Origin of the sequence: Actinoallomurus sp. NBC_01490 (assembly GCF_036227085.1) — a bacterium.
Taxonomy (GTDB): Bacteria; Actinomycetota; Actinomycetes; order Streptosporangiales; family Streptosporangiaceae; genus Actinoallomurus; species Actinoallomurus oryzae.
In genome coordinates this window covers 3,551,791-3,572,545 of sequence record NZ_CP109433.1, presented here as the reverse complement: position 1 = coordinate 3,572,545, position 20,755 = coordinate 3,551,791, and the positions used below count along the sequence as shown (strand labels likewise).

The following is a 20,755-nucleotide window of genomic DNA, read 5'->3' as shown; positions in this document are numbered from 1 at the left end:
GGCAAGGCTCTCACATTCGGACAGGTCGTCTGACCTGGGCCGGGTATTTACAGCGAACTCTCAGGTAGTCCTTGACCTTTGATAGCGGTCCGCGACCGATCGACTACCTTGCGTAGGTGAGTCCGGACCCCCGGCCTGACACCCCGCTACGGGTCCAACGCCCCGCCAGTCCTGAGGATACGGCTTTCATGGCCATAACCGGACTTACTATGAATCTTGCAAAATTTTACTAGATGAGTGAACCTCTCGGCAGGCAAGGTACTCGGTTCACGCCCCGCGAGTGCGGACGACCCCAGACCTTCCGCACAAGCGGGCCCCCGCCGTACCGCGCCATCCCTCGGGCGCGCCACCGGGGCGCGCCCGCCACCCCCCGAGGGAGGCTCGTGTGAGGTTCACTGCATCCCGACGCGCCGGACTGATCGTCGTGGCGGCCGGGCTGGTCGGCGGCACACTCGTCGCCGCATCCGCGCAGGCATCCGCCTCGCAGGTGGATCCGTCGCAGGTCGCCGGAAAGCTGGCCGGCCAGCTCGGATCCCGTTCCGCCGGGTCCTACCTGGACCACGCCACGAACAAGCTCGTCGTCACCGTCACCAACTCCTCCGACGCCAAGACCGTGCGGGCGGCCGGCGCCGTGCCCAAGACGGTCGCCTACAGCGGCGCCCAGCTCGCCAAGGCCACGAGCACGCTGGAGAGCACGGCTCGCGTGCCGGGTACCGCATGGGCGGTCGACCCGGCCAGCGACCAGGTCGTGCTGTCGGTCGACAGCACGGTCACCGGCGCCAGACTCGCCCAGGTCACCAAGGCCGCGCAGCGGCTCGGCGGCGCGGTCCGCGTCAACCACGTCCCGGGCTCGTTCACCACCCGGCTGAGCGGCGGCGACGCCATCTACGGCGGGCAGTACCGCTGCTCGCTCGGCTTCAACGTCCGCAGCGGCAGCACGTACTACTTCCTGACCGCGGGCCACTGCGGGAACATCGCCTCGACGTGGTACTCCAACTCGAGCCACACGTCGGTGCTCGGCAACACCGCCGGCAGCTCGTTCCCGGGCAACGACTACGCCATCGTCCGCTACACCACCAGTGGCACGCCGTCCGGCACGGTCGGCAGCCAGGACATCACCGGCTCCGGCAACCCCACCGTGGGCCAGACGGTCTACCGGCGCGGCAGCACGACCGGCGTGCACTCCGGCCGGGTCACCGCGCTGAACGCGACGGTGAACTACGCCGAGGGCACCGTGTACGGGATGATCCAGACCACCGTCTGCGCCGAGGGCGGCGACAGCGGCGGCCCGCTCTACGCGGGTACGACGGCCCTGGGTCTGACGTCCGGCGGCAGCGGTAACTGCACGACCGGCGGCACGACCTTCTTCCAGCCGGTGACCGAGGCGCTGAGCGCGTACGGCGTCAGCGTCTACTGATACTCCGGCCAGATCCCGATCCCACCGGATCGGCGTGAGGACCCTCGGGACCCTGATCCCGAGGGTCCTCACGTTCCTGGTCACGACCCGAGCCGGACGACGTACTTGCCCCTCCCCCGCCCCTCGGCGAGCGCCTGGTGGATCTCCGGCACCTCCGCGAGCGAGTCGACCTCGGTGACCGGGAGATCCAGCGCGCCTCCGGCGACGAGATCGAGGACCTCGCGCAGGCCTGCCGCCGCGCGGTGCGTGGCGTGCGCCCACAGCCCGCTCATGCTGAAGCCGCCGACCGACAGGTTGCCGCCGATCAGCCGGCCGGCCGGGGGCAGCGGGTCCTGCTCGCCGCCGCCGGCGTTGCCGAACAGGACGATCCGGCCGCCGGGGGCGGTGACGGCCAGGTCGGTCCGGAGCGCGCGGGTGCCCAGCGGGTCGAGCACGATGTCCGCCCCGGCGCCACCGGTGGCCGCGCGAATCGCCTCCTCCAATCCGGCGTCCCGCGGCACCACGGCGTCGTACCCGCTCTCCAGCGCCGGGCCGACACCGGCGGGCCGGCTCACGGTGCCGACCAGCCGTCCTCCGCCGAGCACCGGCACGAGCCGGGCCACCGCGCTCCCGATCCCTCCGCCGGCCGAGTGGACCAGCACGGTCTCCCCGGGCCGGAAGCGCGCGGCGTCGCGCAGGAGGAGGAGCCCGGTGGTCAGCATGAGCGGAGCCGCCGCCGCGACCGGGGACGGGACGCCCGCGGGCACGGGCACGGCGGAGGCGGCGGGCACCCGCACCACCTCGGCCAGGCCGCCGCCACCGGTGAACGCGGCGACCCGCCGGCCCCGCTCCAGGCCCGTGACGCCCGGCCCGGCCTCCCGGACCGTGCCGGACACCTCCAGGCCCGGGCGGTACGGCCACTCCTTGGCGTAGCCGGGGTCACCGCGGCGGGCCATCACGTCGATGAAGTTGATCCCGGCGTACTCCACCTTCACGGTCACCTCACCCGCGCCCGGATGAGGCTCCTCGACCTCCGCGACCCTTGTGCGGTCGGCGTCCTGGGACGGCCCGGCCATGACCAGTGCGCGCATGACGACTCCTTCGATGTTTGTCGAACGACGAACATCGTACAACCGTTGTACGATGTTCGTCGAATGAAAGAGGGAACGATGCCGAGATCTCAGCGCCGCCGCACGGCGCTCACCCATCCCGAGCCGGAGGACTTCGACGTGCTCGACATCCTGCACGCGATGTCCGACCCGACCCGGATGACGATCGTCCAGACCCTGCGCTCCACGCCGGAGCGCGCGTGCGGAACGTTCCCGGTCGACGTCGCGCCCTCGACGCTGTCCCATCACTTCCGCGTGCTGCGCGACTCCGGGGTGATCCGGCAGCGCGAGGAGGGCACGCGCCGGTGGACCACGCTCCGCGAGGAGGAGCTCGACCGCCGCTTTCCCGGGCTGCTGGACGCGATCGTGACCGCCTACGAAACGAGCACGGCCTCCGGGACGCCGTGAAACCGTTTGCCGCACGTCGCGCCCGACCGGCATGATCCAAGGTCATGGAACGTATCGACGTGCCGTACGCCGCCGATGAGCGCTCGATGCTCATCTCCTGGCTGGACTGGCACCGGGCCACCGTGTTCGCCAAGACCGAGGGCCTGGCCGAGGATCTCGCCCACCGTCCGCTGCTCGCCTCCTCTCCCCTGATGACGGTCGCCGGGCTCGTCAGCCACCTCTACTGGGTGGAGCGCTATTGGATCGAGCACACGCTGCTCGGCGGCCCGGACGAGCAGCCGTGGACCGAGGAGGACCCGGACAAGGACTTCCGCGCCGACGGCACGCCGCTGTCGGAGCTGCTGGCGGCGTACGAGCGGCAGTGCTCGGCCAACAACGAGGTCCTGCGCTCGCTGAGCCTGGACACCGAGTCGAAGATCGAGCGGCGGAACGGGCGTGTCACGCTCCGCTGGATCATCGTGCACCTCATCGAGGAGACCGCCCGGCACAACGGCCACATCGACATCCTGCGCGAGATGCTCGACGGCGTGACCGGCGACTGAGCCGTGGGCTCCAAGCCCACGGGAACAGGCCACGCGTGGCCAAAAGGATCACGGACGCGCTGACCTCGGGTTAGAGTGCCGACGTGCCGATCCCGGGTTTTCTGGCCGTACGAAACGTCAATCCGCACCATCTCCAGAAGTACCTGCTTCCGCAGGAGATGGACGATGACACGGTGTTGATCCGTCGTCATCCCGCCGTGTTCCTGCAGCAGGTCTTCGAGACGCTCGGCGCGCTGATCCTCGCCGGCGTGCTCACCGGCTTCGTGCACAACTCCACCGCCGTCACGGTGATCTGGGTGGGTTTCCTCATGGTCGCCTCCCGGCTGGTCTTCAAGGTGTTCGAGTGGTCCGATGAGTTCTTCGCGGTCACCAAGGTGCGCGCGATCCTCGTCCACGGCATCGTCACGCGCCGCGTCGACATGATGCCGCTGTCGAAGGTCACCGACCTGACGGTCGACCGCTCGATCCTGGGCCGGATGCTGGGCTACGGCACGATCGTGCTGGAGTCCGCCGGTCAGGACCAGGCCCTGTCACGAGTGGAGTACGTCCCCGAGCCGGAGTCGATCTACCTGGACATCTCCGCGGTGGCGTTCGGCCATGGGGACGACTGAGCGGCGAGCCGACGAGCGAGCGGAGCGGCCGGTGAGGAACGAGCCGTCCGCGTAGCGAGTGAGGAGGCGAGCGCGACCATCAGACGCGACCACTAGGAGTCGAAGCCGACGCCCAGGGCGTCGAGGGTGCGCAGCCACAGGTTGCGGCGGCCCGCGTGCCGGTCCGCCTGGGCCAGGGACCAGCGGGTGAGCTGCACCGCGCCGTACCGCAGCGGCTCCGGCGGGAACGGCACCGGCTTGGAGCGCACCATCGCCAGCCGGGTGCGCTCGGTCTCCTCGCCCGACAGCAGGTCGAGCATGACGTCGGCGCCGAACCGCGTCGCGCCGACGCCGAGCCCGGTGTATCCCGCGGCGTAGGCGAGCCGCCCGCCGTACGCGGTGCCGAAGAACGCGCAGAACCGGCTGCACGTGTCGATGACGCCGCCCCAGGCGTTGGTGAACCGCACGCCGTCGAGCTGCGGGAAGGTCGTGAAGAAGTGCTCGGCGAGCGTCGCGAACGTGGCCGGCCGGCGTTCGAGCTCGGCGCGGACCGCGCCGCCGAAGTGGTAGATCGCGTCGTAGCCGCCCCACAGGATCCGGTTGTCGGCGGTCAGCCGGTAGTAGTGGAACCGATTGCCGGAGTCGCCCACGCCCGTACGGCTCCGCCAGCCCACCGAGGCGAGGCGCGCGTCGGAGAGCGGCTCGGTGACGAGCGCGTAGTCATAGACCGGCGCGATGAAGTGGCGCAGGCGGCGCAGCGGTGCGGGGAAGCTGCCGGTGCCCAGCGCGACCTCCCCCGCGGTGACCGTGCCGTACGGCGTCCGCAGCCGGAGCCCGCCTCCCGCCTCCTCGATCGCGAGCACCGGGGTGCGCTCGAAGATCCGCACTCCGGCCGCCAGGCACGCCCGCCGCAGCCCCCAGGCGAGCTTGGCCGGATGCACCAGCGCGACACCGTCCCGGTCCCACAGGCCGCCCTGGTAGGTCGGCGAGTTCACCTCGGCCCGCACGGCATCGGCGTCGAGCGGTTCGAGGTGCCGCCCGGCCTCGCCCGCGCGCTCGGCCAGCTCGGCGAGGTCGGCGAGTTGCCAGTCCTCGGTGGCGACGTCGAGCTCGCCGGTGCGCTCGAACTCCGCGTCGATGCCGTACCGCGCGAGCGCGGCCTCGATGCCGTCGAGGTTCTCGCGGCCGAGCCGCTCCAGCGTGGCGATCTCCTCGGGCCAGCGGGCCAGGCCGTTGCCCAGCCCGTGCGTGAGGCTCGCCGCGCAGAAGCCGCCGTTGCGCCCGGAGGCGGCGCCGCCGGCGACGTCGGCCTCCAGGAGGACGACGTCGAGCGACGGGTCGCGTTCCCGCGCGCGCAGCGCGGTCCACAGCCCGGTGTACCCGCCGCCGACGACCGCGAGGCCGGCCGCGACCCGGCCGGTCAGCGCGGCGGCGGGCTCGGGCGCCGCCGGATCGGTCAGCCAGTACGGCGTGGGCTCGGCCTCGGCCAGTGCCCTCAGTGCGTCCATCAGAGCCTCACCTGCGCCGCCGGGCGAGCACCGCGTTGCCGACCGCGAGCAGCACGCCCGCCACGAAGATCAGCGTGCCCATGACGTTGACCTGCGGCGGGAGGCCGTTCTTCTGCGCGCCCCAGATCCACAGCGGGAACGTCAGGGTGGAGCCGCTGTTGAAGCTCGTGATGATGAAGTCGTCGATCGACAGCGCGAACGCCAGCAGGGCGCCGGCCAGCACCGCCGGGAAGATCATCGGCAGGGTCACGAGCCGGAACGCGGTCCAGCCGGTCGCCCCGAGATCGCGGGCCGCCTCGTCGATCGCCGGGTCGAGGGTGAGCACCCGCGAGCGCACGGTGACCGCGACGAACGACAGCGAGAACATGATGTGCGCGATCACGATCGTCCAGTAGCCGCGCCCGATGTTCAGCTGCACGAAGAAGGACAGCAGGGACGCGCCCATGACCGTCTCCGGCGCGGAGATCGCGGCGAACTGCACGAGGTTCAGCGAGCCCTGTCCGCGGAAGCGGTACCTGCCGAGGGCGAGTCCGATCAGCGTGCCGAGGACCGCGCTGCCGACCGTGGCGATCAGCGCGATCGTCAGGGAGTTCACCAGCGCCGTGGTCAGGTCCGGCACCGAGAACAGCTGGCCGTACCACTTGAACGTGAAGCCCTGCCAGGTGAGGTTGAGCCGGCCCTTGGCGTCGTTGAACCCGAACGCGATCATCACCGCGATCGGCAGGCACAGCCAGATGATGATCAGCCAGGTGTAGGCGTACAGCAGCCGATCGCTCCAGCGCCCGCGCGCCCTGCGCGCCGTACGGGAGCCGTCCTCCACCACGGTCGCGGTCATCGCGTCGCCACCTCCAGGACGTCCTCGGTGCCCAGCGCCTTGGCGTACAGGAAGATCCCGATGAGCAGGATCGCCATCAGCGTGAAGGACAGCGCCGCGGCCTGCGGATAGTCGGTGTTGACCAGGTAGAGGTTCTGGATGATGTTGCCGATCATCGTGTTGTTGGTGCCGCCGAGCACGGTGGAGTTCACGTAGTCGGCGCTGACCGGCACGAACGTCATCAGCACTCCGGCGAAGACCCCGGGCAGCGAGAGCGGGAACACCACCCGCGCGAACGCCTGCGCCGGCGAGGCGTACAGGTCCTGGGCCGCCTCGATCATCTTCGGGTCCACCCGCTCCAGCGCCACGTAGATCGGCAGGACCATGAACGGCAGGTAGTTGTACGTGAGCCCGGCCACGACCGCGAACCCGGTGGCGATCACGTGGAAGTCCTGCGGCAGCAGGCCGACGTCCTTCAGCGGCGACAGCACGATGCCGTCGTCGGCCAGCAGGAACTTCCAGGAGAAGGTCCGCAGCACGAACGACACGAAGAACGGCAGCAGGATCAGGAACAGGTACGTCGTCTTGCGCGCGCCGCCGCGGAAGGCGATCCAGTACGCCACCGGGTAGGCCAGCACGATGCAGGCCGCCGTGGCGAGCAGGCCGTAGACGAGCGACCGGATGAGCTGGTCGGCGTAGGTGGACAGGCCGTCGCTGTAGTTCTGCCAGTGCCAGGTGAGCCGGAACCCGTTGACGACGTCACCCTGCATCAGCGAGAACGACAGCATCACCACCATCGGCACGACGAAGAAGATGGCGAGCCACAGCCCTCCGGGCAGGATCAGGGCGTACGGGGCGAGGCGCCGGCGCATCGTCAGCCCGCCGTGATGTGCTGGAAGGTGGTGTTGTACTCCTTCTCCTCGGCCGTCGTCAGGGTGCGGTAGTGCCGCAGCTTGGCGTAGTCGGCGTCGGAGGGGAAGACGAGCGGGCTGCCCGCGATCTGCTGCAGCGACTTCTGGTCCGCGCCGGTGGCCTTGGCGGCGTCGGCCTCGATGGCCTGCTTCGCGGCGGGCACCGGGGTCACGTAGTTGACGCTCTCGGCCAGCTTGGCGGCGGTGTCCGGCAGGTAGAAGAAGTCCATCAGCATGAGCGCGTCGACCGGGTTCTCCGCGGTCTTGGGGATCATCAGGTTGTCGGTCCAGAGCGTCGCGCCCTCCTTGGGGATGACGAACTTCAGGTTCGACTTCTCCGAGAGGTTCTGCTGGAAGATGTCGCCGGACCAGGCCATGGTGAGCCACACGTCGCCGCGCGTCAGGGCGTCGATGTAGTCCTGCTCGTAGTACTTGCGGACGATGCCCTTGCTCTTCTGCTCCTGCAGCCTGGCGGCGGCGCGCTTCCAGTCGGCGGGGGTGGACTTCTCCGGGTCGACGCCGATGGCGAACATCCCGAAGTTCCCGATCTCCTGCGGATCGGACATCATCCCGACCTTGCCCTTGAACGCCGGGTCCCACAGGTCCTGGATGCTGGTGATCTCGCGCCCGGTCTTCGCCGGGTCGTACGCGATGCCGGTGAGCCCCGTCTGGTACGGAACGCTGAAGACGTTTCCCGGGTCGAAGGACTCCTTGCGGTAGATCTCCGCGGCGTACTTGGCGAAGTTCGGCAGCCGTGAGTGGTCCAGCGGCACGAGATAGCCGAGCTCCTTGAGCTTGGTGAACTCCACGCCGTTGGTGACCACCATCAGGTCGTAGCCGATCGACTGCCCGGCCTGGAGCTGCGGCGCGATCTTGCCGAACCACTGGGGCATCTCCGAGATGACCTCCCGGTAGGTCACCGTGACGCCGGTCGCCTTCGTGAACGCCTTCAGCGGCGTACGGGCCTTGTCCATGTACAGCGGCCAGTTCGCGAAGTTCACGTGGCCGTGCTTGGTCTTGCCGGCCCAGTACTTCTGCACGTCGTTCTGCTTGGGCGGGGCGGCCTTCTGTCCCTTGACGCCGCAGGCGGCCAGCCCGAGCCCGGCACCCGTGAGCCCCAGGAGCCGCAGGGCGTCGCGGCGGCTGCTCGTCATGCCTCGAAGGAACGCGGGGTCTGTGGTCATAGGTGTCAGGCTCCGATCACGTAGGAGTGGCGTGGATCCCACGACAGCCAGACGCTGTCCCCCCGGGTGGCGACGTCGTCCGCGGAGGAGACGTTCTGCACGAAGACGACGACCTCGGCACCGGTCGAGGTCGCCACGTTGTAGTTGGTGAACATGCCGAGGTACACCACCTCGGTCACGGTGCCGCGCAGCGCGCAGCCGTCGCCGGCCGGAGGGTCGGAGCGCACGTCGATCTTCTCCGGCCGTACGGTGAGCTCGATCTCCTCACCCGGCGCGGCGTCGCACGGCACCACGATCCGCTCCCCTGGGCCCGGCTCGATGACCGCGCGGCCCCCACCGGCGCGGGCGACGGTGCCGGACAGCACGTTGGAGGTGCCGATGAACCCGGCGACGAACGCCGTCGCGGGCCGCTCGTAGATCTCCCGCGGCGTGCCGAGCTGCTCGATCCGGCCGTCGTTCATCACGGCGATGCGGTCCGACATCGTCAGCGCCTCGTTCTGGTCGTGCGTCACGTACACGAACGTGATGCCGACCTCCCGCTGGATGCGCTTGAGCTCGACCTGCATCGCCTGGCGGAGCTTGAGGTCCAGCGCGCCGAGCGGCTCGTCGAGCAGCAGGGCGCGGGGACGGTTGACCAGGGCACGAGCCAGCGCGACGCGCTGCTGCTGGCCGCCGGACAGCTCGCGCGGGCGGCGTCTCTCCCGGCCCTTCAGGTCGACGATCTCCAGCATCTCGCCGACGCGCCGCGCGACCTCGGCCTTGGCGACGCCCTTGCGGCGCAGCCCGAACGCGACGTTCTCCAGCACGGTCATGTGCGGGAACAGCGCGTAGGACTGGAACACCATGTTGACGTCCCGCTTGTTCGGCGGCACGCCCACGACGTTCTGGCCGTGCAGGAAGACCTCGCCCTCGGTGGGCTCGTCGAAGCCGGCGATCATCCGCATCGTCGTGGTCTTGCCGCACCCGGACGGGCCGAGCAGCGAGAAGAACTCGCCCTCCCCGATGGCCACGTCGAGGCCCCGGACCGCCAAGACCGCCTCCCCGTGCGCCTGGAACGTCTTCTTGACGCCCTTCAGCTCGATCGCCGCGAGGTCGGTCCCGACGGGGGTGGTGCCCGCCTCTGTCGTCTCCGTCAAGTCAGACTCCGATGTGACTCATCACGTGCTTGATCCGCGTGTAGTCCTCGAACCCGTACATCGACAGGTCCTTGCCGTACCCCGAGTGCTTGTAGCCGCCGTGCGGCATCTCCGACGCGAACGGGATGTGCGTGTTGATCCACACGGCGCCGAAGTCCAGGCCCTTGGCCATCCGCAGCGCGCGGCCGTGGTCGGTGGTCCACACGCTCGCCGCCAGGCCGTACTCCACGCCGTTGGCCCAGCGCAGCGCCTGTTCTTCGTCGGTGAATCGCTGCACGGTGATGACCGGGCCGAAGATCTCGTCCTGGATCATCTCGTCGTCCTGGGCGAGTCCGGTGACGACGGTGGGCGCGTAGAAGTAGCCGCGGTCGCCGAGGCGCTCGCCGCCGGCGACGACGTCGGCGTGTGCGGGCGCGCGGTCGAGGAAGCCGCTCACGCGGGCGAGCTGGTTCGCGTTGTTGAGCGGGCCGTAGAAGGCGTCCTCCTCCGACGGCGGCCCCACCTTGGTCCCGCGGGCCTGCTCGGCCAGGGCGGCGACGAAGTCGTCGTGGACGCCGGGGCCGGCGATCACCCGGGTGGCGGCGGTGCAGTCCTGGCCCGCGTTGAAGTAGCCCGCCTCGGCGATGCCCTGGGCGGCACGTTCCACGTCGGCGTCGTCGAAGACGATCACGGGCGCCTTGCCGCCGAGTTCGAGGTGGACCTTCTTGAGCGTGTCGGCGGCCTGCCGGGCGACCTCCTTGCCGGCGCGCACGGACCCGGTGACCGAGACCATCTGCGGAATCCGGTGGGCCACGAGTTCGCGCCCGGTGCCGCGGTCGCCGCAGACGACGTTGAGCACGCCGGGCGGGAGGAACTCGGCCGCGATCTCGGCCAGCATCAGGGTCGTGACCGGTGTCGTGTCGGAGGGCTTGAGCACGACGGTGTTGCCCGCCGCGAGCGCCGGGGCGATCTTCCAGGTGGCCATGACCATCGGGTAGTTCCACGGCGTGACCTGCGCGCAGACGCCGATGGGCTCGCGACGGATCATCGAGGTGTGGCCGGCCAGGTACTCCCCCGCCGACCGGCCTTCGAGCAGGCGGGCGCAGCCGGCGAAGAACCGGAACTCATCCACCATCGGGCCGATCTCCTCGTCCCGGGTGAGCTGAAGCGGCTTGCCGGTATTGCGGCACTCGGCCTGGACGAACTCCTCCGCCCTGGCCTCGACGGCGTCGGCGATGCGGAGCAGGGCCAGGCTGCGCTCGCCGGGCGTGGCGTCGCGCCAGCCCGGGAAGGCGGCCTCGGCCGCGGTCATCGCCGCGTCGACGTCCGCGGGTCCCGACACCGGAGCCTGGTCGTACGGCTCGCCCGTACTCGGGTCGACCACATCGGAGACGCGGCCGTCCTTGGTCTCGACGTACTCGCCGCCCACGAGGTTTCGCAGAGTCATCCTCGACCTCCGGGGTCCGGAACGGATGGCCCCGACCATGGCAGAACAACCGGGGGGAGACAAGGGATTCCGTTGTTACAATCGGATTTCACGATGGATTCCTTGACAATCTAGGCATAGATGACACGATGTCGCATCGAGGAGGACTCGATGAGCGACGAACACCCCCCGTCCGTCCGGCAGACGCCGAACGGACGGCGCACCGGTGTGACCCTCGACGAGACGTCAAAGAAGATCATTGAGTTGCTGCAGGCGGACGGACGCCGTTCGTACGCCGCGCTCGGCAAGGCCGTCGGCCTGTCGGAGGCGGCGGTGCGCCAGCGGGTGCAGCGGCTGCTCGAAGCCGGCGTGATGCAGATCGTCGCGGTCACCGACCCCCTGTCCCTGGGCTTCCTGCGGCAGGCGATGATCGGCATCAAGTGCGAGGGCGACCTCACCGCGGTCGCGGACGCGCTGGCCGCGATGGAGGAGATCGACTACGTCGTCATCACCGCCGGGTCCTTCGACCTGCTCGCCGAACTCGTCTGCGAGAACGACGACCACCTCCTGGAACTCCTGGGCCGCATCCGGGCCATCCCGACCGTCACCAGCACCGAGAGCTTCGTCTACCTCAAGCTGCGCAAGCAGATCTACTCCTGGGGAACGCGATGACCCAGCGTAAGGAGGGTGAGCGGCTGATGAACACACAGGATTCGGCCAAACGTCATCTGTGGCTGCACTTCACCCGGATGTCGGCGTACAACGACACCGACGTGCCGGTCATCGTGCGCGGCGAGGGGCCCTACGTCTACGACGACCGGGGCCGCCGCTACCTCGACGGCCTGTCCGGCCTGTTCGTCTCCCAGCTCGGCCACGGCCGCACCGAGCTCGCCGAGGCCGCGGGCCGCCAGGCCGGCGAGCTGGCCTACTTCCCGCTGTGGTCCTACGCCCACCCGAACGCCGTCGAGCTGGCCGAGCGCCTGGCCGCCCTCGCGCCCGGCGACCTGAACCGGGTGTTCTTCACCACGAGCGGGTCCGAGGCGGTCGAGTCGGCGTTCAAGCTGGCTCGCGCCTACTTCAAGCTGGTCGGGCAGCCGGAGCGCTACAAGGTGATCAGCCGGGACATCGCCTACCACGGCACCTCGATGGGCGCGCTGTCGATCACCGGCCTGGCCGGCATCAAGCCGCCGTTCGAGCCGCTCGTGCCCGGGTCCGTACGCGTGCCGAACACCAACTTCTACCGCGCGCCGGAGCACGGCGACTCGCTGGAGCGGTTCGGGCGGTGGGCGGCCGACGAGATCGAGCGGGCCATCCTGCGCGAGGGCCCGGAGACCGTGGCCGCGGTGTACCTGGAGCCGGTGCAGAACTCCGGCGGCTGCTTCCCGCCGCCGCCCGGCTACTTCCCGCGGGTCCGCGAGATCTGCGACCGGCACGGCGTGCTGCTCGTCTCCGACGAGGTGATCTGCGCGTTCGGGCGGCTCGGCCACTACTTCGGCGCCGAGCGGTACGGCTACCGGCCCGACATCATCACCTTCGCCAAGGGCCTGACCTCCGGCTACTCACCGCTGGGCGGCATGCTCGTGGACGACCGGCTGATGGAGCCGTTCAACGAGGGCACGGCGACCTTCCTGCACGGCATCACCTTCGCCGGGCATCCGGTTTCCACCGCGGTCGCGCTGGCCAACCTCGAGGTGTTCGAGAAGGAGAAGATCCTCGAGAACGTCCGCGCGAACGAGGCCGGCTTCCGCACCACCCTGGAGCGGCTGAACGACCTGCCCATCGTCGGCGACGTACGCGGCGACGGCTACTTCTACGGCATCGAGCTGGTCAAGGACAAGGCCACCAAGCTGACCTTCGACGACGACGAGTCCGAACGGCTGCTGCGCGGGTTCCTGTCGCCGGCGCTGTTCGAAGCCGGCCTGGTCTGCCGGGCCGACGACCGCGGCGACCCGGTCATCCAGCTCGCACCGCCACTGATCTGCGGCCAGGAGCACTTCGAGGAGATCGAGCGGATCCTACGGTCGGTGCTGACGGAGGCGTGGACGCGGCTGTGACCCCGCTGTCGTCCACCGACCGGACGCGGTTGCGGCGGCTGCGCGACCAGGGCCGTACGGACCGGGCGGCCCTGTTCGCGGTGCTGCGCGCCGGGTTCGTCTGCCACCTCGGCGTCGTCGTCGACGACACGCCGATGGTCGTGCCGACGGTGTACGGCTTCGACGACTCGTTCCTGTACTTCCACGGGTCGGTCGCCAGCCGGAGCCTGGCGGGCGGGCGGACGGTGTGCGTGACGGTGACGCACGTGGACGGGCTGGTGCTGGCGCGCTCGGTGTTCGAACACGGGGTCAACTACCGCAGTGCGATGGTGTACGGGCTGCCGCGCGCGCTGTCCGGCGAGGCCAAGCTCGAGGGGCTGCGCGTCCTGACCGAGCACGCGGCGCCCGGCCAGTGGGACTACGCGCGGCGGCCGAGCCGTAAGGAGCTGGCCGCCACAGCGATCTTCGCGCTGTCGCTGGAGGAGGCTTCGGTGAAGGTCGCGGAGGGGCCGCCGGAAGACGGCGACGGCCCCGACGCCTCGCTGGGGCTCTGGGCCGGGGTCGTGCCGCTGGAGGTCGTCCGCCGCCCGCCCGTACCCGACCCGGCGCTCCCGGACGGCCTCCCGGTGCCCGCCCACATCGCCGCGCTGTTCACTCAGGACGCAGGCCGGGGACGGATCCCGGGCGGCTGAGCATCGTCGGCGACGGCTACTTGTACGGCATCGAGCCGGTCAAGGACAAGAGCATGGGTTCGACGTTCACGGCCACGCGTTCAGTGCGATCCGTGTGACGTGCTCGAGTTCGGTTCTGCGCACGCCGTCGCGGGCCGCCTGCGCGATTCCGCTCAGCGTCGACATCGTGTAGCGGGCCAATGCCTGCGCGTCGGTGTCGGCGGGAAGCTCACCGGAGGTCATGTCGGCGCGGATCTTGTCGGCGAACCCGGCGACCTTGGCCTCCCGGATGCGCCGCAACCGCGTCGTCACCTCCGCGTCGGCGGTGCCGGCGTCGCCACTGATGATGAGGCATCCGGCCGGCAGGTCGCGACGGCTGTAACGGGCCGGTGCCTCGGCGAACACGCGTGCGGCGGCCTCCTTGGCGGTGCGCTCCTCGGTGAGGGCGGCGTCGATGAACCCGCCGTACTTCTCGTCGTACACGCGGAGGACCTCGGCGAAGAACCGCCGCTTGTCGCCGAAGGCGTTGTAGATGCTCGGAGCACCGATCCCGAGCTCCTCGCTGAGATCCCGTACCGAGGTGCCCGCGTAGCCCCGCCGCCAGAACAGCCGGATCGCCTTGTCCAGGGCCGCGTCCCGGTCGAAGGAGGAGGGGCGTCCACGCGTCGTCGTCATGAGCCCATTTTATAACGAACGTTAGACAATGTGCTACGGTTCGTTCTGTAACAGTCGTTAGAGAAAGGAGTCCTCATGGGATCGCTGACGGGTAAGACGGCGCTGGTCACCGGTGCGGGCCGGGGAATCGGCCAGGCGATCGCGCTTCGGCTGGCTCGCGACGGCGCCCGAGTCGGCGTGCACTACGGCAGCAGCGCCGAAGCCGCCGAACGGACCGTTCGGACGATCCGCGACGGTGGTGGCCAGGCGTTCGCGATCCAGGCTCGGCTCGGACTCCCGGGTGATGCCGAGACGGTGTGGGCGGCGTTCGATGAACACGCCGACGGTGTGGACATTCTGGTCAACAACGCGGGCGTGCTGGGTGGGCGCGTCCCCTTCGCCGAGATCGACGAGGCGAGCTATGACGAGGTCTTCGCGGTCAACACCAAGGCGCCGTTCTTCCTCGCCCAGCACGGCCTGTCGCGGCTGCGCGACGGCGGCCGGATCATCAACGTCTCCACCCGCTTCACCCACGGCGCGCGAATCCCGGAGCTGATCGCGTACGCGATGTCGAAGGCCGCGGTCGACTCGCTGACGGCGACCCTGGCCAAGGAGCTCGGACCGCGCGCGATCACGGTGAACGCGGTCGGCCCCGGCGCGACCGACACCGACATGAACACCGCGAGGCTCGCGACGGAGGAGGGCCGTGCCGCGATCGCCGCTCTGTCGCCGCTGAACCGAGTCGCACAGCCGGACGACATCGCCGACGTCGTCGCCTTCCTCGCCTCCGAAGACGCACGATGGGTGACCGGGCAGTGGATCGACACGAGTGGCGGGTCGATGCTCTGACGCCCGTCCCGGTCTTGATCTCGTGGGCAGGACCACGCCGCGAGTGCGCGAAGAGGTGCGCGGGCTCACTCCGCCGAGGTTGTGGCTCTTGTACGCCATGACGGCGGTCTCCACTGCCGCGCTGCCGGGTACGAGCGATCAGCGGGCAGGGCGCAGGTCGGGAACCGACCTCGGGCGGTTGAGCAACACGTATCCGTCCTGCTGCCGGACCACCGAATAGCCCTCGCGCCGCAGCAGGCTCACGCGGTCGCGCTGCGCCTGAACCGAGGGGAACGGGAAGTCCTGGGCCGCCACGTCGGCCAGCACCCACGGGGCCCAGCGCGGCCGGTCGTCCCACAGCAGCACCCGCGTACGGCCGCTCAGCTGCGGGCCGATTCCGTTGGGCGCCTCGATCAGCGCGCCGTCGGGTACGGCGGGCAGGATCGCGGCAGCGGCTCTGGCCCGCGCGTCGCGCCGGTAGAAGTCCGGCTCGGCGAACTTGGCGAAGGAGAAGTGCGGGACCACCAGCAGGGTCGCGGCGAGGGCGGCCACCGGCCAGACGCGCTCGGCTCGCGGCAGCGGCCTCCCGAGACGGAGCCGCTGTCCGAGGCCGGGCCGCTCTCGGCGTTCGAGCCGCCGCCGGAGGCGGGGCAGCAGCCGGCCGAGGCGGGCCGCGCCGTCGACGCCGGCCGCGACGAGCAGGGCGATCAGCGCGACGTTGTAGTGGAATCGCGGCTCCCACCAGTGCCCGAACCGGCTCGACAGCATCCGCTCGGCCAGCAGCGGCAGCACCGACAGCGTGATCGGTGACAGGAGCGGAAGCAGCAGCAGCGGCGCCACCAACCACAGCATCGTCGTCACCTTCACGTGCGGGGTGACCAGGAGCTTCCCGATCGTCCAGGGATGGGTGAGCGCGCCGGCCGCCGCGTGCGGCAGGTCGCGGCCGAGCGCGTCGTAGGCCCAGTAGTAGTCGGCCGAACCACCGAAGGCCGGGATCAGCACCCGGGAGGCGAGCCAGGTCCAGAACACCCCGGCCACGACGAGAAGGACCGCGCGTCTCCGCTCGCCCCGCCGGATCAGCAGGTAGAACCCGAAGCCGGCGACCAGCAGGCCCATGTCCTCCTTGACGAGCAGCAGGGCACCGGCCGCCGCCGCGCTCTGCCACCGCCGGCCGGCCTCGTGGCGTTCGAGCATGAGCATCGACAGGACCGGCGCGAACGCCATCTCGTGGAAGTCGAACGCCAGCGTCTCGGCCACCGGCCACGCCAGCGCGTACACGGCGGAGACGCAGTACGCCGGCCCGCTGCCGAGCCGGCGGCGCGTGAACGCCCAGAGCGGGACGATCGCGAGCGCGAGCAGCACCGACTGGGCGACGAGAAGGGTCTGCGGCCCGTCGTGGATCCAGTACAGCGGGGCGAGCAGCGCGAGGATCGGCGAGAAGTGGTCGCCGAGCACGGTGAAGTGCGCACCGAACCCGTTGTGCACGCCCTTGACGATCGCGACGGGCAGGTGGAGGCGGCTGTAGGACCGTACGGCCTGGTCGAAGATCACCAGGTCGTACGTCGTGGTGCGGAAGGCCCAGAACCGCAGGAGGGAGTAGATCGAGTACACGGCCGCCACGACCACGGTGAGCGCGCCGACGGCCACCGCCTGCCGCCGGGGCACGCCGGTGCGGGGTTCGGTGGCCTCGGCGAGCATCAGCCGAGCGCCTCGCGCAGGCGCTTGGCGTACTCGCGTGCCTCGTCGTCGGAGTCGTACCTGGTGCGCGGCCAGAAGAACCCGCGCAGGCCGTCCTTGCGGTTGCGCGGCACGACATGGGTGTGCAGGTGCGGCACGCTCTGGCTGATCCGGTTGTTCATCGCGACGAACGACCCGGCGGCGCCGAGCACGGTCTCCATCGCCTCGGCGAGCCGCTGGGCGGCGCCGAAGTAGGGGGCCAGCAGCTCGGGCGGCAGGTCGGGCAGGGTCTCGTAGTGCTCCCGCGGCACGAGCAGCGTGTGCCCCTTGAACAGAGGCCGGGTGTCGAGGAAGGCCACGGCGGGCCCGTCGTCGTCCAGCACGACGTGGGCGGGTCGCCTCCCCGCGACGATCTCGCAGAACGCGCAGTCCATGGTGGCATTCTTCCGCTTACGTTGGGCTTATGTGACGCCGGTAGAGTCCGGGGTCGTGCAATTGGACCAGGTCGCCTTCCGCTACCGGCGAGGCGCGCCGTGGGTGCTCCGCGATGTGACGCTGACCGTACCCCGCGGGCGGCTCATCGAGGTCAGTGGGGCCAACGGAGCGGGCAAGTCCACGCTGCTGCGGCTGCTGGCCGGAGTGGTGCCCCCGGTGCGCGGGCGTGTGTCGGGCCGTCCGCCGCGCGTCGGGTACGCCCCGGAGCTCTTCCCCGCCGCCCAGCCCTTCACCGCGAGCGCCTACCTGGGCCACATGGCGAGAATCCGGGGCGTCGATGACTCCGCCGTGGCGAAGTGGGCGGCGCGCCTGGGCTTCTCCGGCCTGCTCGGCACCCGGCTGCCCGACCTGTCGAAGGGCAGCGCCCACAAGGCGGGCCTGATCCAGGCGCTGCTCGCCGAGCCGGAGCTCCTCGTGCTGGACGAACCCTTCGCGGGCCTGGACGCCGAGACGCGCGCGGCACTGCCGTCGCTCCTGTCCGGCCTCACCGCGGACGGCACGTCGGTGGTGGTGAGCGATCACCAGGGCGACCTGCGGAAACTCCCGGGCGTCGTCCGGTGGCGGGTGTCGGGCCACACGGTGACGGTGGGAGGCATACCGGACGAGCACACGATCGTGGAGGTCACCGTACGCTCCGACGAGGCCGACGCTCTGGTCGAGCGCCTGACCGCCGACGGCTACCACGCCCGCCGCCGATGAACACGGACCTCGACCGCCGGCGGCCGCCGCTCCCGGTTTCGCCGCCCCCCGAGAGACGGTCGACGATCGCCGTAATGCGCTTCCAGCTCAGTGGGTACCTGCGGTCGGTGCGTGCGCTGCACCCGGTGCTCGCGCTGGCGCTGTTGCTGGCGATCATGTTCTCCAGTCCGCTCGGGGGTACGCCGGCCGAAGTGCGGAAGGGGACGGTCACCGCCATCGCCGACGCGGCCGTACTGATCTTCCCGATCTGCGCCTGGGCGGCGCGCGGGCTCCTCGACACCGAGCCGGACGTCCAGCGGCACGTGTCCGCGGTCACCGCGGGCCGCCGGCGGGCCCTCATCGCCGGCCTGCTCTCCGCGTTCGTCTTCAGCGCCGTTTTGGCACTGGTCGCTCCGGTCTACCTGCTCGCCCAGGCCGCCGGTTCCGGGTTGAACCCCCAGGCCATGGCGGTCGGCGCCACGCTGTGCCCGCTGTCGGCTCTGGCCGCGACCGCGCTGGGCGCGCTGACCAGCCGCGCCGTCATCCGCTCGACGGGCACCTCTATCCTCGTCCTGCTGGGCGTCTGCACCCTGAACCTCATCTTCGGCCTGTCGCCGCTGCGCTTCCTGACGGTTCCGATGATCGACTGGATGCGCGCGGCCGGCCACGGGCCCTCCGGCCTCGTCGGCGCCTTCCCCGAACTGACGGCGCGCACCCTCGCGTGGACCGCCATCGCGATCGCCCTGTACGTCCGCCTGCGCCGCACCCGCCCCTGACGGCCCCGGCCGGGTCGGTGTTTGGAGCGGCCCCGGCCGGGTCGGTGTTTGGAGCGGCCCCGGCGGTCGTGTCGGCCTTTGAAGCGGACCCGGTCGCCGGGTCAGCCTTCGGAGCGGAGGCGTTCGATCTCCGATGCCAGCCGCTCCAGGAAGGCGTCCACTTCCGCCTGCCGGTAGCCGGGACGCATCCGGGTCGTCGCGAACGCCGACTTCTTCACCACCGAGCCCCGCGCGGTGCCCGCGCGGAGGGCGGTGATGGTCGTGTCGAGGAAGTCGTCGACCTCCTGCTCGTCGTAGCCGGGGGTGAGCCGCGCCGTCGTGAACTGCACGTTGCGCACCAGGCCGACGAGCCGGTCCACCTCGCCCGACACCATGCGGTTGCCGCCGGCCTTGTCCTCCAGCTCGCGGATGTACTTCTCGAGCGCCTCGTCCACGGCCTTCATGCGATATCCACGCACCGCCCGCCGGAATTTCACCGCGTTGACCTCATCGGCCGTGACCGGCGGCGCGTACAGCGGGCTCAGCCCGAGTGTCCCCTCGATACGGCCGATGAGCGCGTCCACCTGAGCGGGGCTGTAGCCGCGGAAGGCACGCGGAAAGTCTGGCATCTGATCATTGTTTCCGATCTCCGCCGAACAGGCGACGCACGACCACGCGATGCGCCATGGCCGTATCCGGCCTGCCTCACGTTGGAGGGCTGGGTGAGGTGCGCCTATCCCTGCCGGGTCCGCAGCGGGGCCTCCTGAGGCATCGCCGCGAGTTGCCCGCAGGCTCCGTCGATCTCCTGGCCACGCGTGTCGCGTACGGTGACCGGCACGCCGTGCGCCTCCAGATGCCGGACGAACTCCGTCTGGACGGACGGCCGTGAGGCGGTCCACTTCGAGCCGGGCGTCGGGTTGAGCGGGATCAGATTGACGTGCACGGGATGGCCCTTGATGAGCCGCCCCAGCAGGTCGGCGCGCCAGGCCTGGTCATTGATGTCGCGGATGAGGGCGTACTCGATGGAGACGCGCCGCCGGGTGCGGTCGGCGTACGCCCAGGCGGCGTCGAGGACCTCGGCCACCTTCCAGCGCGTGTTGATGGGCACCAGCTCGTCGCGCAGTTCGTCGTCGGGCGCGTGCAGCGACACCGCGAGACGCACCTTCAGGTCGAGGTCGGCGAGCCGCCCGATGGCGGGTACGAGACCGACCGTCGAGACGGTGATGTTGCGCTGGGAGATGCCGAGCCCGGCCGGACTGGGGTCGCTGAACCGGTGGATCGCCCGTACGACGTTGTTGAAGGACGCGAGCGGCTCGCCCATCCCCATGAAGACGATGTTGCTGACACGTCCGGGGCCGCCGGGGATCTCGCCTCGGGACAGCGCACGGGCCCCGGCCACCACCTGCTCGACGATCTCGGCCGTCGACAGGTTGCGGGTGAGGCCCGCCTGGCCGGTCGCGCAGAAGGGGCAGTTCATGCCGCAGCCGGCCTGCGAGGACACGCACATCGTCACGCGATCGGGGTACCGCATGAGGACCGACTCGATCAGCGTGCCGTCGAACGCCTTCCACAGCGTCTTGCGGGTCATGCCCTCGTCACAGACCTGGTCGCGCACCGAGGTGAGCAGAGTCGGCATCAGCTCGGCGACGAGACGGTCACGCACCGCCGCCGGCAGGTCGGTCATATCAGCCGGATCGTCGACCAGCCGGCCGAAGTAGTGCCGCGAGAGCTGGTCGGCACGGAACGGCTTTTCATCCAGCGCGGCAACCGCCTCCCGGCGCTCACCGGGGGACAGATCGGCGAGATGACGGGGCGGCTTGGCCCGCCGCGGAGCGGCGAAGGTGAGCTGAGCGGACATGTTCGTACCAGTGTGGCAGACACCCGGGAGAGCTTTGACCGCACGCCGCCCACCGGCCGCCGGGCGGGCCCCGGATTCTGTTTGGACAAGAGGGCGTTCTTTC

Annotated in this window: 21 protein-coding genes and 1 pseudogene; 10 read left to right on the top strand and 12 right to left on the bottom strand. The window is 70.3% G+C overall.

The window, feature by feature from the left end; genetic code table 11:
• Nucleotides 1-385 precede the first annotated feature (385 nt).
• On the top strand, nucleotides 386-1,417 hold the full coding sequence (locus OG417_RS17125) for a S1 family peptidase (RefSeq protein ID WP_329256578.1): 1,032 nt from the start codon (nucleotides 386-388) through the stop codon (nucleotides 1,415-1,417).
• A gap of 80 nt (nucleotides 1,418-1,497) precedes the next feature.
• Here the strand turns inward: OG417_RS17125 and OG417_RS17120 are convergent, their stop codons facing one another.
• Nucleotides 1,498-2,487 (bottom strand): quinone oxidoreductase family protein, encoded by a 990-nt coding sequence (locus OG417_RS17120; protein WP_329256576.1) that lies wholly within the window; start codon nucleotides 2,485-2,487, stop codon nucleotides 1,498-1,500.
• 78 nt (nucleotides 2,488-2,565) lie between these two features.
• Between OG417_RS17120 and OG417_RS17115 the strand changes: the two genes are divergently transcribed.
• From OG417_RS17115 to OG417_RS17105, 3 genes are all read left to right on the top strand, one after another.
• Nucleotides 2,566-2,913: an ArsR/SmtB family transcription factor gene (locus OG417_RS17115; protein WP_329256574.1), complete on the top strand. Its 348-nt coding sequence runs from the start codon at nucleotides 2,566-2,568 to the stop codon at nucleotides 2,911-2,913.
• Between the two features lie 44 nt (nucleotides 2,914-2,957).
• Entirely contained in the window at nucleotides 2,958-3,455 is a 498-nt protein-coding gene (locus tag OG417_RS17110; RefSeq protein WP_329256573.1) for a DinB family protein, read from the top strand.
• An 83-nt stretch (nucleotides 3,456-3,538) separates the two neighbouring features.
• Nucleotides 3,539-4,066, top strand: coding sequence for a PH domain-containing protein (locus OG417_RS17105; protein ID WP_329256571.1), 528 nt, complete (start codon nucleotides 3,539-3,541; stop codon nucleotides 4,064-4,066).
• A gap of 92 nt (nucleotides 4,067-4,158) precedes the next feature.
• Here OG417_RS17105 and OG417_RS17100 read toward each other — a convergent pair whose 3' ends face one another.
• Genes OG417_RS17100 through OG417_RS17075 form a run of 6 tightly spaced genes read right to left on the bottom strand, consistent with a single transcriptional unit; the run spans nucleotide 4,159 to nucleotide 11,024 of the window.
• Nucleotides 4,159-5,553 carry an NAD(P)/FAD-dependent oxidoreductase gene (locus tag OG417_RS17100; RefSeq protein WP_329256569.1) on the bottom strand — a complete coding sequence of 465 codons (1,395 nt, stop codon included), beginning with the start codon at nucleotides 5,551-5,553 and terminating at the stop codon, nucleotides 4,159-4,161.
• Between the two features lie 7 nt (nucleotides 5,554-5,560).
• Nucleotides 5,561-6,388 (bottom strand): ABC transporter permease, encoded by an 828-nt coding sequence (locus tag OG417_RS17095; protein WP_329256567.1) that lies wholly within the window; start codon nucleotides 6,386-6,388, stop codon nucleotides 5,561-5,563.
• Complete coding sequence (locus tag OG417_RS17090) at nucleotides 6,385-7,239, bottom strand: ABC transporter permease (protein ID WP_329256566.1); 855 nt, start codon at nucleotides 7,237-7,239, stop codon at nucleotides 6,385-6,387. The genes OG417_RS17095 and OG417_RS17090 overlap by 4 nt, the downstream gene beginning before the upstream one ends.
• A gap of 2 nt (nucleotides 7,240-7,241) precedes the next feature.
• Nucleotides 7,242-8,462 carry a polyamine ABC transporter substrate-binding protein gene (locus OG417_RS17085; RefSeq protein ID WP_329256565.1) on the bottom strand — a complete coding sequence of 407 codons (1,221 nt, stop codon included), beginning with the start codon at nucleotides 8,460-8,462 and terminating at the stop codon, nucleotides 7,242-7,244.
• 5 nt (nucleotides 8,463-8,467) lie between these two features.
• On the bottom strand, nucleotides 8,468-9,598 hold the full coding sequence (locus OG417_RS17080; RefSeq protein WP_329256563.1) for an ABC transporter ATP-binding protein: 1,131 nt from the start codon (nucleotides 9,596-9,598) through the stop codon (nucleotides 8,468-8,470).
• A gap of 1 nt (nucleotide 9,599) precedes the next feature.
• Nucleotides 9,600-11,024, bottom strand: a complete 1,425-nt coding sequence (locus tag OG417_RS17075; protein WP_329256561.1) for a gamma-aminobutyraldehyde dehydrogenase — start codon at nucleotides 11,022-11,024, stop codon at nucleotides 9,600-9,602.
• Between the two features lie 150 nt (nucleotides 11,025-11,174).
• Here OG417_RS17075 and OG417_RS17070 point away from each other — a divergent pair, with 150 nt between their 5' ends.
• Genes OG417_RS17070 through OG417_RS17060 form a run of 3 tightly spaced genes read left to right on the top strand, consistent with a single transcriptional unit; the run spans nucleotide 11,175 to nucleotide 13,728 of the window.
• Nucleotides 11,175-11,675 carry an Lrp/AsnC family transcriptional regulator gene (locus OG417_RS17070; RefSeq protein WP_329256559.1) on the top strand — a complete coding sequence of 167 codons (501 nt, stop codon included), beginning with the start codon at nucleotides 11,175-11,177 and terminating at the stop codon, nucleotides 11,673-11,675.
• Nucleotides 11,676-11,701: 26 nt separating this feature from the next.
• Nucleotides 11,702-13,057 carry an aspartate aminotransferase family protein gene (locus OG417_RS17065; RefSeq protein ID WP_329256558.1) on the top strand — a complete coding sequence of 452 codons (1,356 nt, stop codon included), beginning with the start codon at nucleotides 11,702-11,704 and terminating at the stop codon, nucleotides 13,055-13,057.
• Entirely contained in the window at nucleotides 13,042-13,728 is a 687-nt protein-coding gene (locus OG417_RS17060; protein WP_329256556.1) for a pyridoxamine 5'-phosphate oxidase family protein, read from the top strand. The genes OG417_RS17065 and OG417_RS17060 overlap by 16 nt, the downstream gene beginning before the upstream one ends.
• 66 nt (nucleotides 13,729-13,794) lie before the next feature.
• On the opposite strand, the gene OG417_RS17055 is transcribed toward OG417_RS17060, so the two are convergent.
• Nucleotides 13,795-14,382 carry a TetR/AcrR family transcriptional regulator gene (locus tag OG417_RS17055; protein ID WP_329256553.1) on the bottom strand — a complete coding sequence of 196 codons (588 nt, stop codon included), beginning with the start codon at nucleotides 14,380-14,382 and terminating at the stop codon, nucleotides 13,795-13,797.
• Between the two features lie 75 nt (nucleotides 14,383-14,457).
• Here OG417_RS17055 and OG417_RS17050 point away from each other — a divergent pair, with 75 nt between their 5' ends.
• Nucleotides 14,458-15,210: a glucose 1-dehydrogenase gene (locus OG417_RS17050; RefSeq protein ID WP_329256551.1), complete on the top strand. Its 753-nt coding sequence runs from the start codon at nucleotides 14,458-14,460 to the stop codon at nucleotides 15,208-15,210.
• Nucleotides 15,211-15,348: 138 nt separating this feature from the next.
• Here the strand turns inward: OG417_RS17050 and OG417_RS17045 are convergent, their stop codons facing one another.
• Together OG417_RS17045 and OG417_RS17040 are read right to left on the bottom strand one after the other, a co-directional pair.
• Nucleotides 15,349-16,887, bottom strand: a complete 1,539-nt coding sequence (locus OG417_RS17045) for a DUF2079 domain-containing protein (RefSeq protein ID WP_329256549.1) — start codon at nucleotides 16,885-16,887, stop codon at nucleotides 15,349-15,351.
• Nucleotides 16,887-17,309 (bottom strand): annotated as a pseudogene (locus OG417_RS17040) (HIT family protein); the annotation flags it as partial. The gene OG417_RS17045 and the pseudogene OG417_RS17040, both read right to left, overlap by 1 nt.
• A gap of 46 nt (nucleotides 17,310-17,355) precedes the next feature.
• On the opposite strand from OG417_RS17040, the gene OG417_RS17035 reads away from it, so the two are divergent.
• Nucleotides 17,356-18,060 (top strand): ATP-binding cassette domain-containing protein, encoded by a 705-nt coding sequence (locus OG417_RS17035; RefSeq protein ID WP_329256547.1) that lies wholly within the window; start codon nucleotides 17,356-17,358, stop codon nucleotides 18,058-18,060.
• A gap of 74 nt (nucleotides 18,061-18,134) precedes the next feature.
• Nucleotides 18,135-18,815, top strand: a complete 681-nt coding sequence (locus OG417_RS17030; RefSeq protein ID WP_329256545.1) for a hypothetical protein — start codon at nucleotides 18,135-18,137, stop codon at nucleotides 18,813-18,815.
• 101 nt (nucleotides 18,816-18,916) lie between these two features.
• Here OG417_RS17030 and OG417_RS17025 read toward each other — a convergent pair whose 3' ends face one another.
• A complete protein-coding gene (locus tag OG417_RS17025) occupies nucleotides 18,917-19,423 on the bottom strand; it encodes a DivIVA domain-containing protein (protein WP_329256543.1) in 507 nt (168 codons plus the stop codon).
• Nucleotides 19,424-19,527: 104 nt separating this feature from the next.
• Nucleotides 19,528-20,652 (bottom strand): 23S rRNA (adenine(2503)-C(2))-methyltransferase RlmN, encoded by a 1,125-nt coding sequence (rlmN, locus tag OG417_RS17020; RefSeq protein ID WP_329256541.1) that lies wholly within the window; start codon nucleotides 20,650-20,652, stop codon nucleotides 19,528-19,530.
• Nucleotides 20,653-20,755: the final 103 nt, after the last annotated feature.

Coding starts and splice junctions, on each gene's coding strand:
- OG417_RS17065 (WP_329256558.1), top strand. CDS start 11,702: ATGAACACACAGGATTCGGCCAAACGTCATCTGTGGCTGCACTTCACC.
- OG417_RS17120 (WP_329256576.1), bottom strand. CDS start 2,487: ATGCGCGCACTGGTCATGGCCGGGCCGTCCCAGGACGCCGACCGCACA.
- OG417_RS17070 (WP_329256559.1), top strand. CDS start 11,175: ATGAGCGACGAACACCCCCCGTCCGTCCGGCAGACGCCGAACGGACGG.
- OG417_RS17085 (WP_329256565.1), bottom strand. CDS start 8,462: ATGACCACAGACCCCGCGTTCCTTCGAGGCATGACGAGCAGCCGCCGC.
- OG417_RS17030 (WP_329256545.1), top strand. CDS start 18,135: ATGCGCTTCCAGCTCAGTGGGTACCTGCGGTCGGTGCGTGCGCTGCAC.
- OG417_RS17025 (WP_329256543.1), bottom strand. CDS start 19,423: ATGCCAGACTTTCCGCGTGCCTTCCGCGGCTACAGCCCCGCTCAGGTG.
- OG417_RS17050 (WP_329256551.1), top strand. CDS start 14,458: ATGGGATCGCTGACGGGTAAGACGGCGCTGGTCACCGGTGCGGGCCGG.
- rlmN (WP_329256541.1), bottom strand. CDS start 20,652: ATGTCCGCTCAGCTCACCTTCGCCGCTCCGCGGCGGGCCAAGCCGCCC.
- OG417_RS17115 (WP_329256574.1), top strand. CDS start 2,566: ATGCCGAGATCTCAGCGCCGCCGCACGGCGCTCACCCATCCCGAGCCG.
- OG417_RS17055 (WP_329256553.1), bottom strand. CDS start 14,382: ATGACGACGACGCGTGGACGCCCCTCCTCCTTCGACCGGGACGCGGCC.
- OG417_RS17095 (WP_329256567.1), bottom strand. CDS start 6,388: ATGACCGCGACCGTGGTGGAGGACGGCTCCCGTACGGCGCGCAGGGCG.
- OG417_RS17100 (WP_329256569.1), bottom strand. CDS start 5,553: ATGGACGCACTGAGGGCACTGGCCGAGGCCGAGCCCACGCCGTACTGG.
- OG417_RS17045 (WP_329256549.1), bottom strand. CDS start 16,887: ATGCTCGCCGAGGCCACCGAACCCCGCACCGGCGTGCCCCGGCGGCAG.
- OG417_RS17090 (WP_329256566.1), bottom strand. CDS start 7,239: ATGCGCCGGCGCCTCGCCCCGTACGCCCTGATCCTGCCCGGAGGGCTG.
- OG417_RS17110 (WP_329256573.1), top strand. CDS start 2,958: ATGGAACGTATCGACGTGCCGTACGCCGCCGATGAGCGCTCGATGCTC.
- OG417_RS17075 (WP_329256561.1), bottom strand. CDS start 11,024: ATGACTCTGCGAAACCTCGTGGGCGGCGAGTACGTCGAGACCAAGGAC.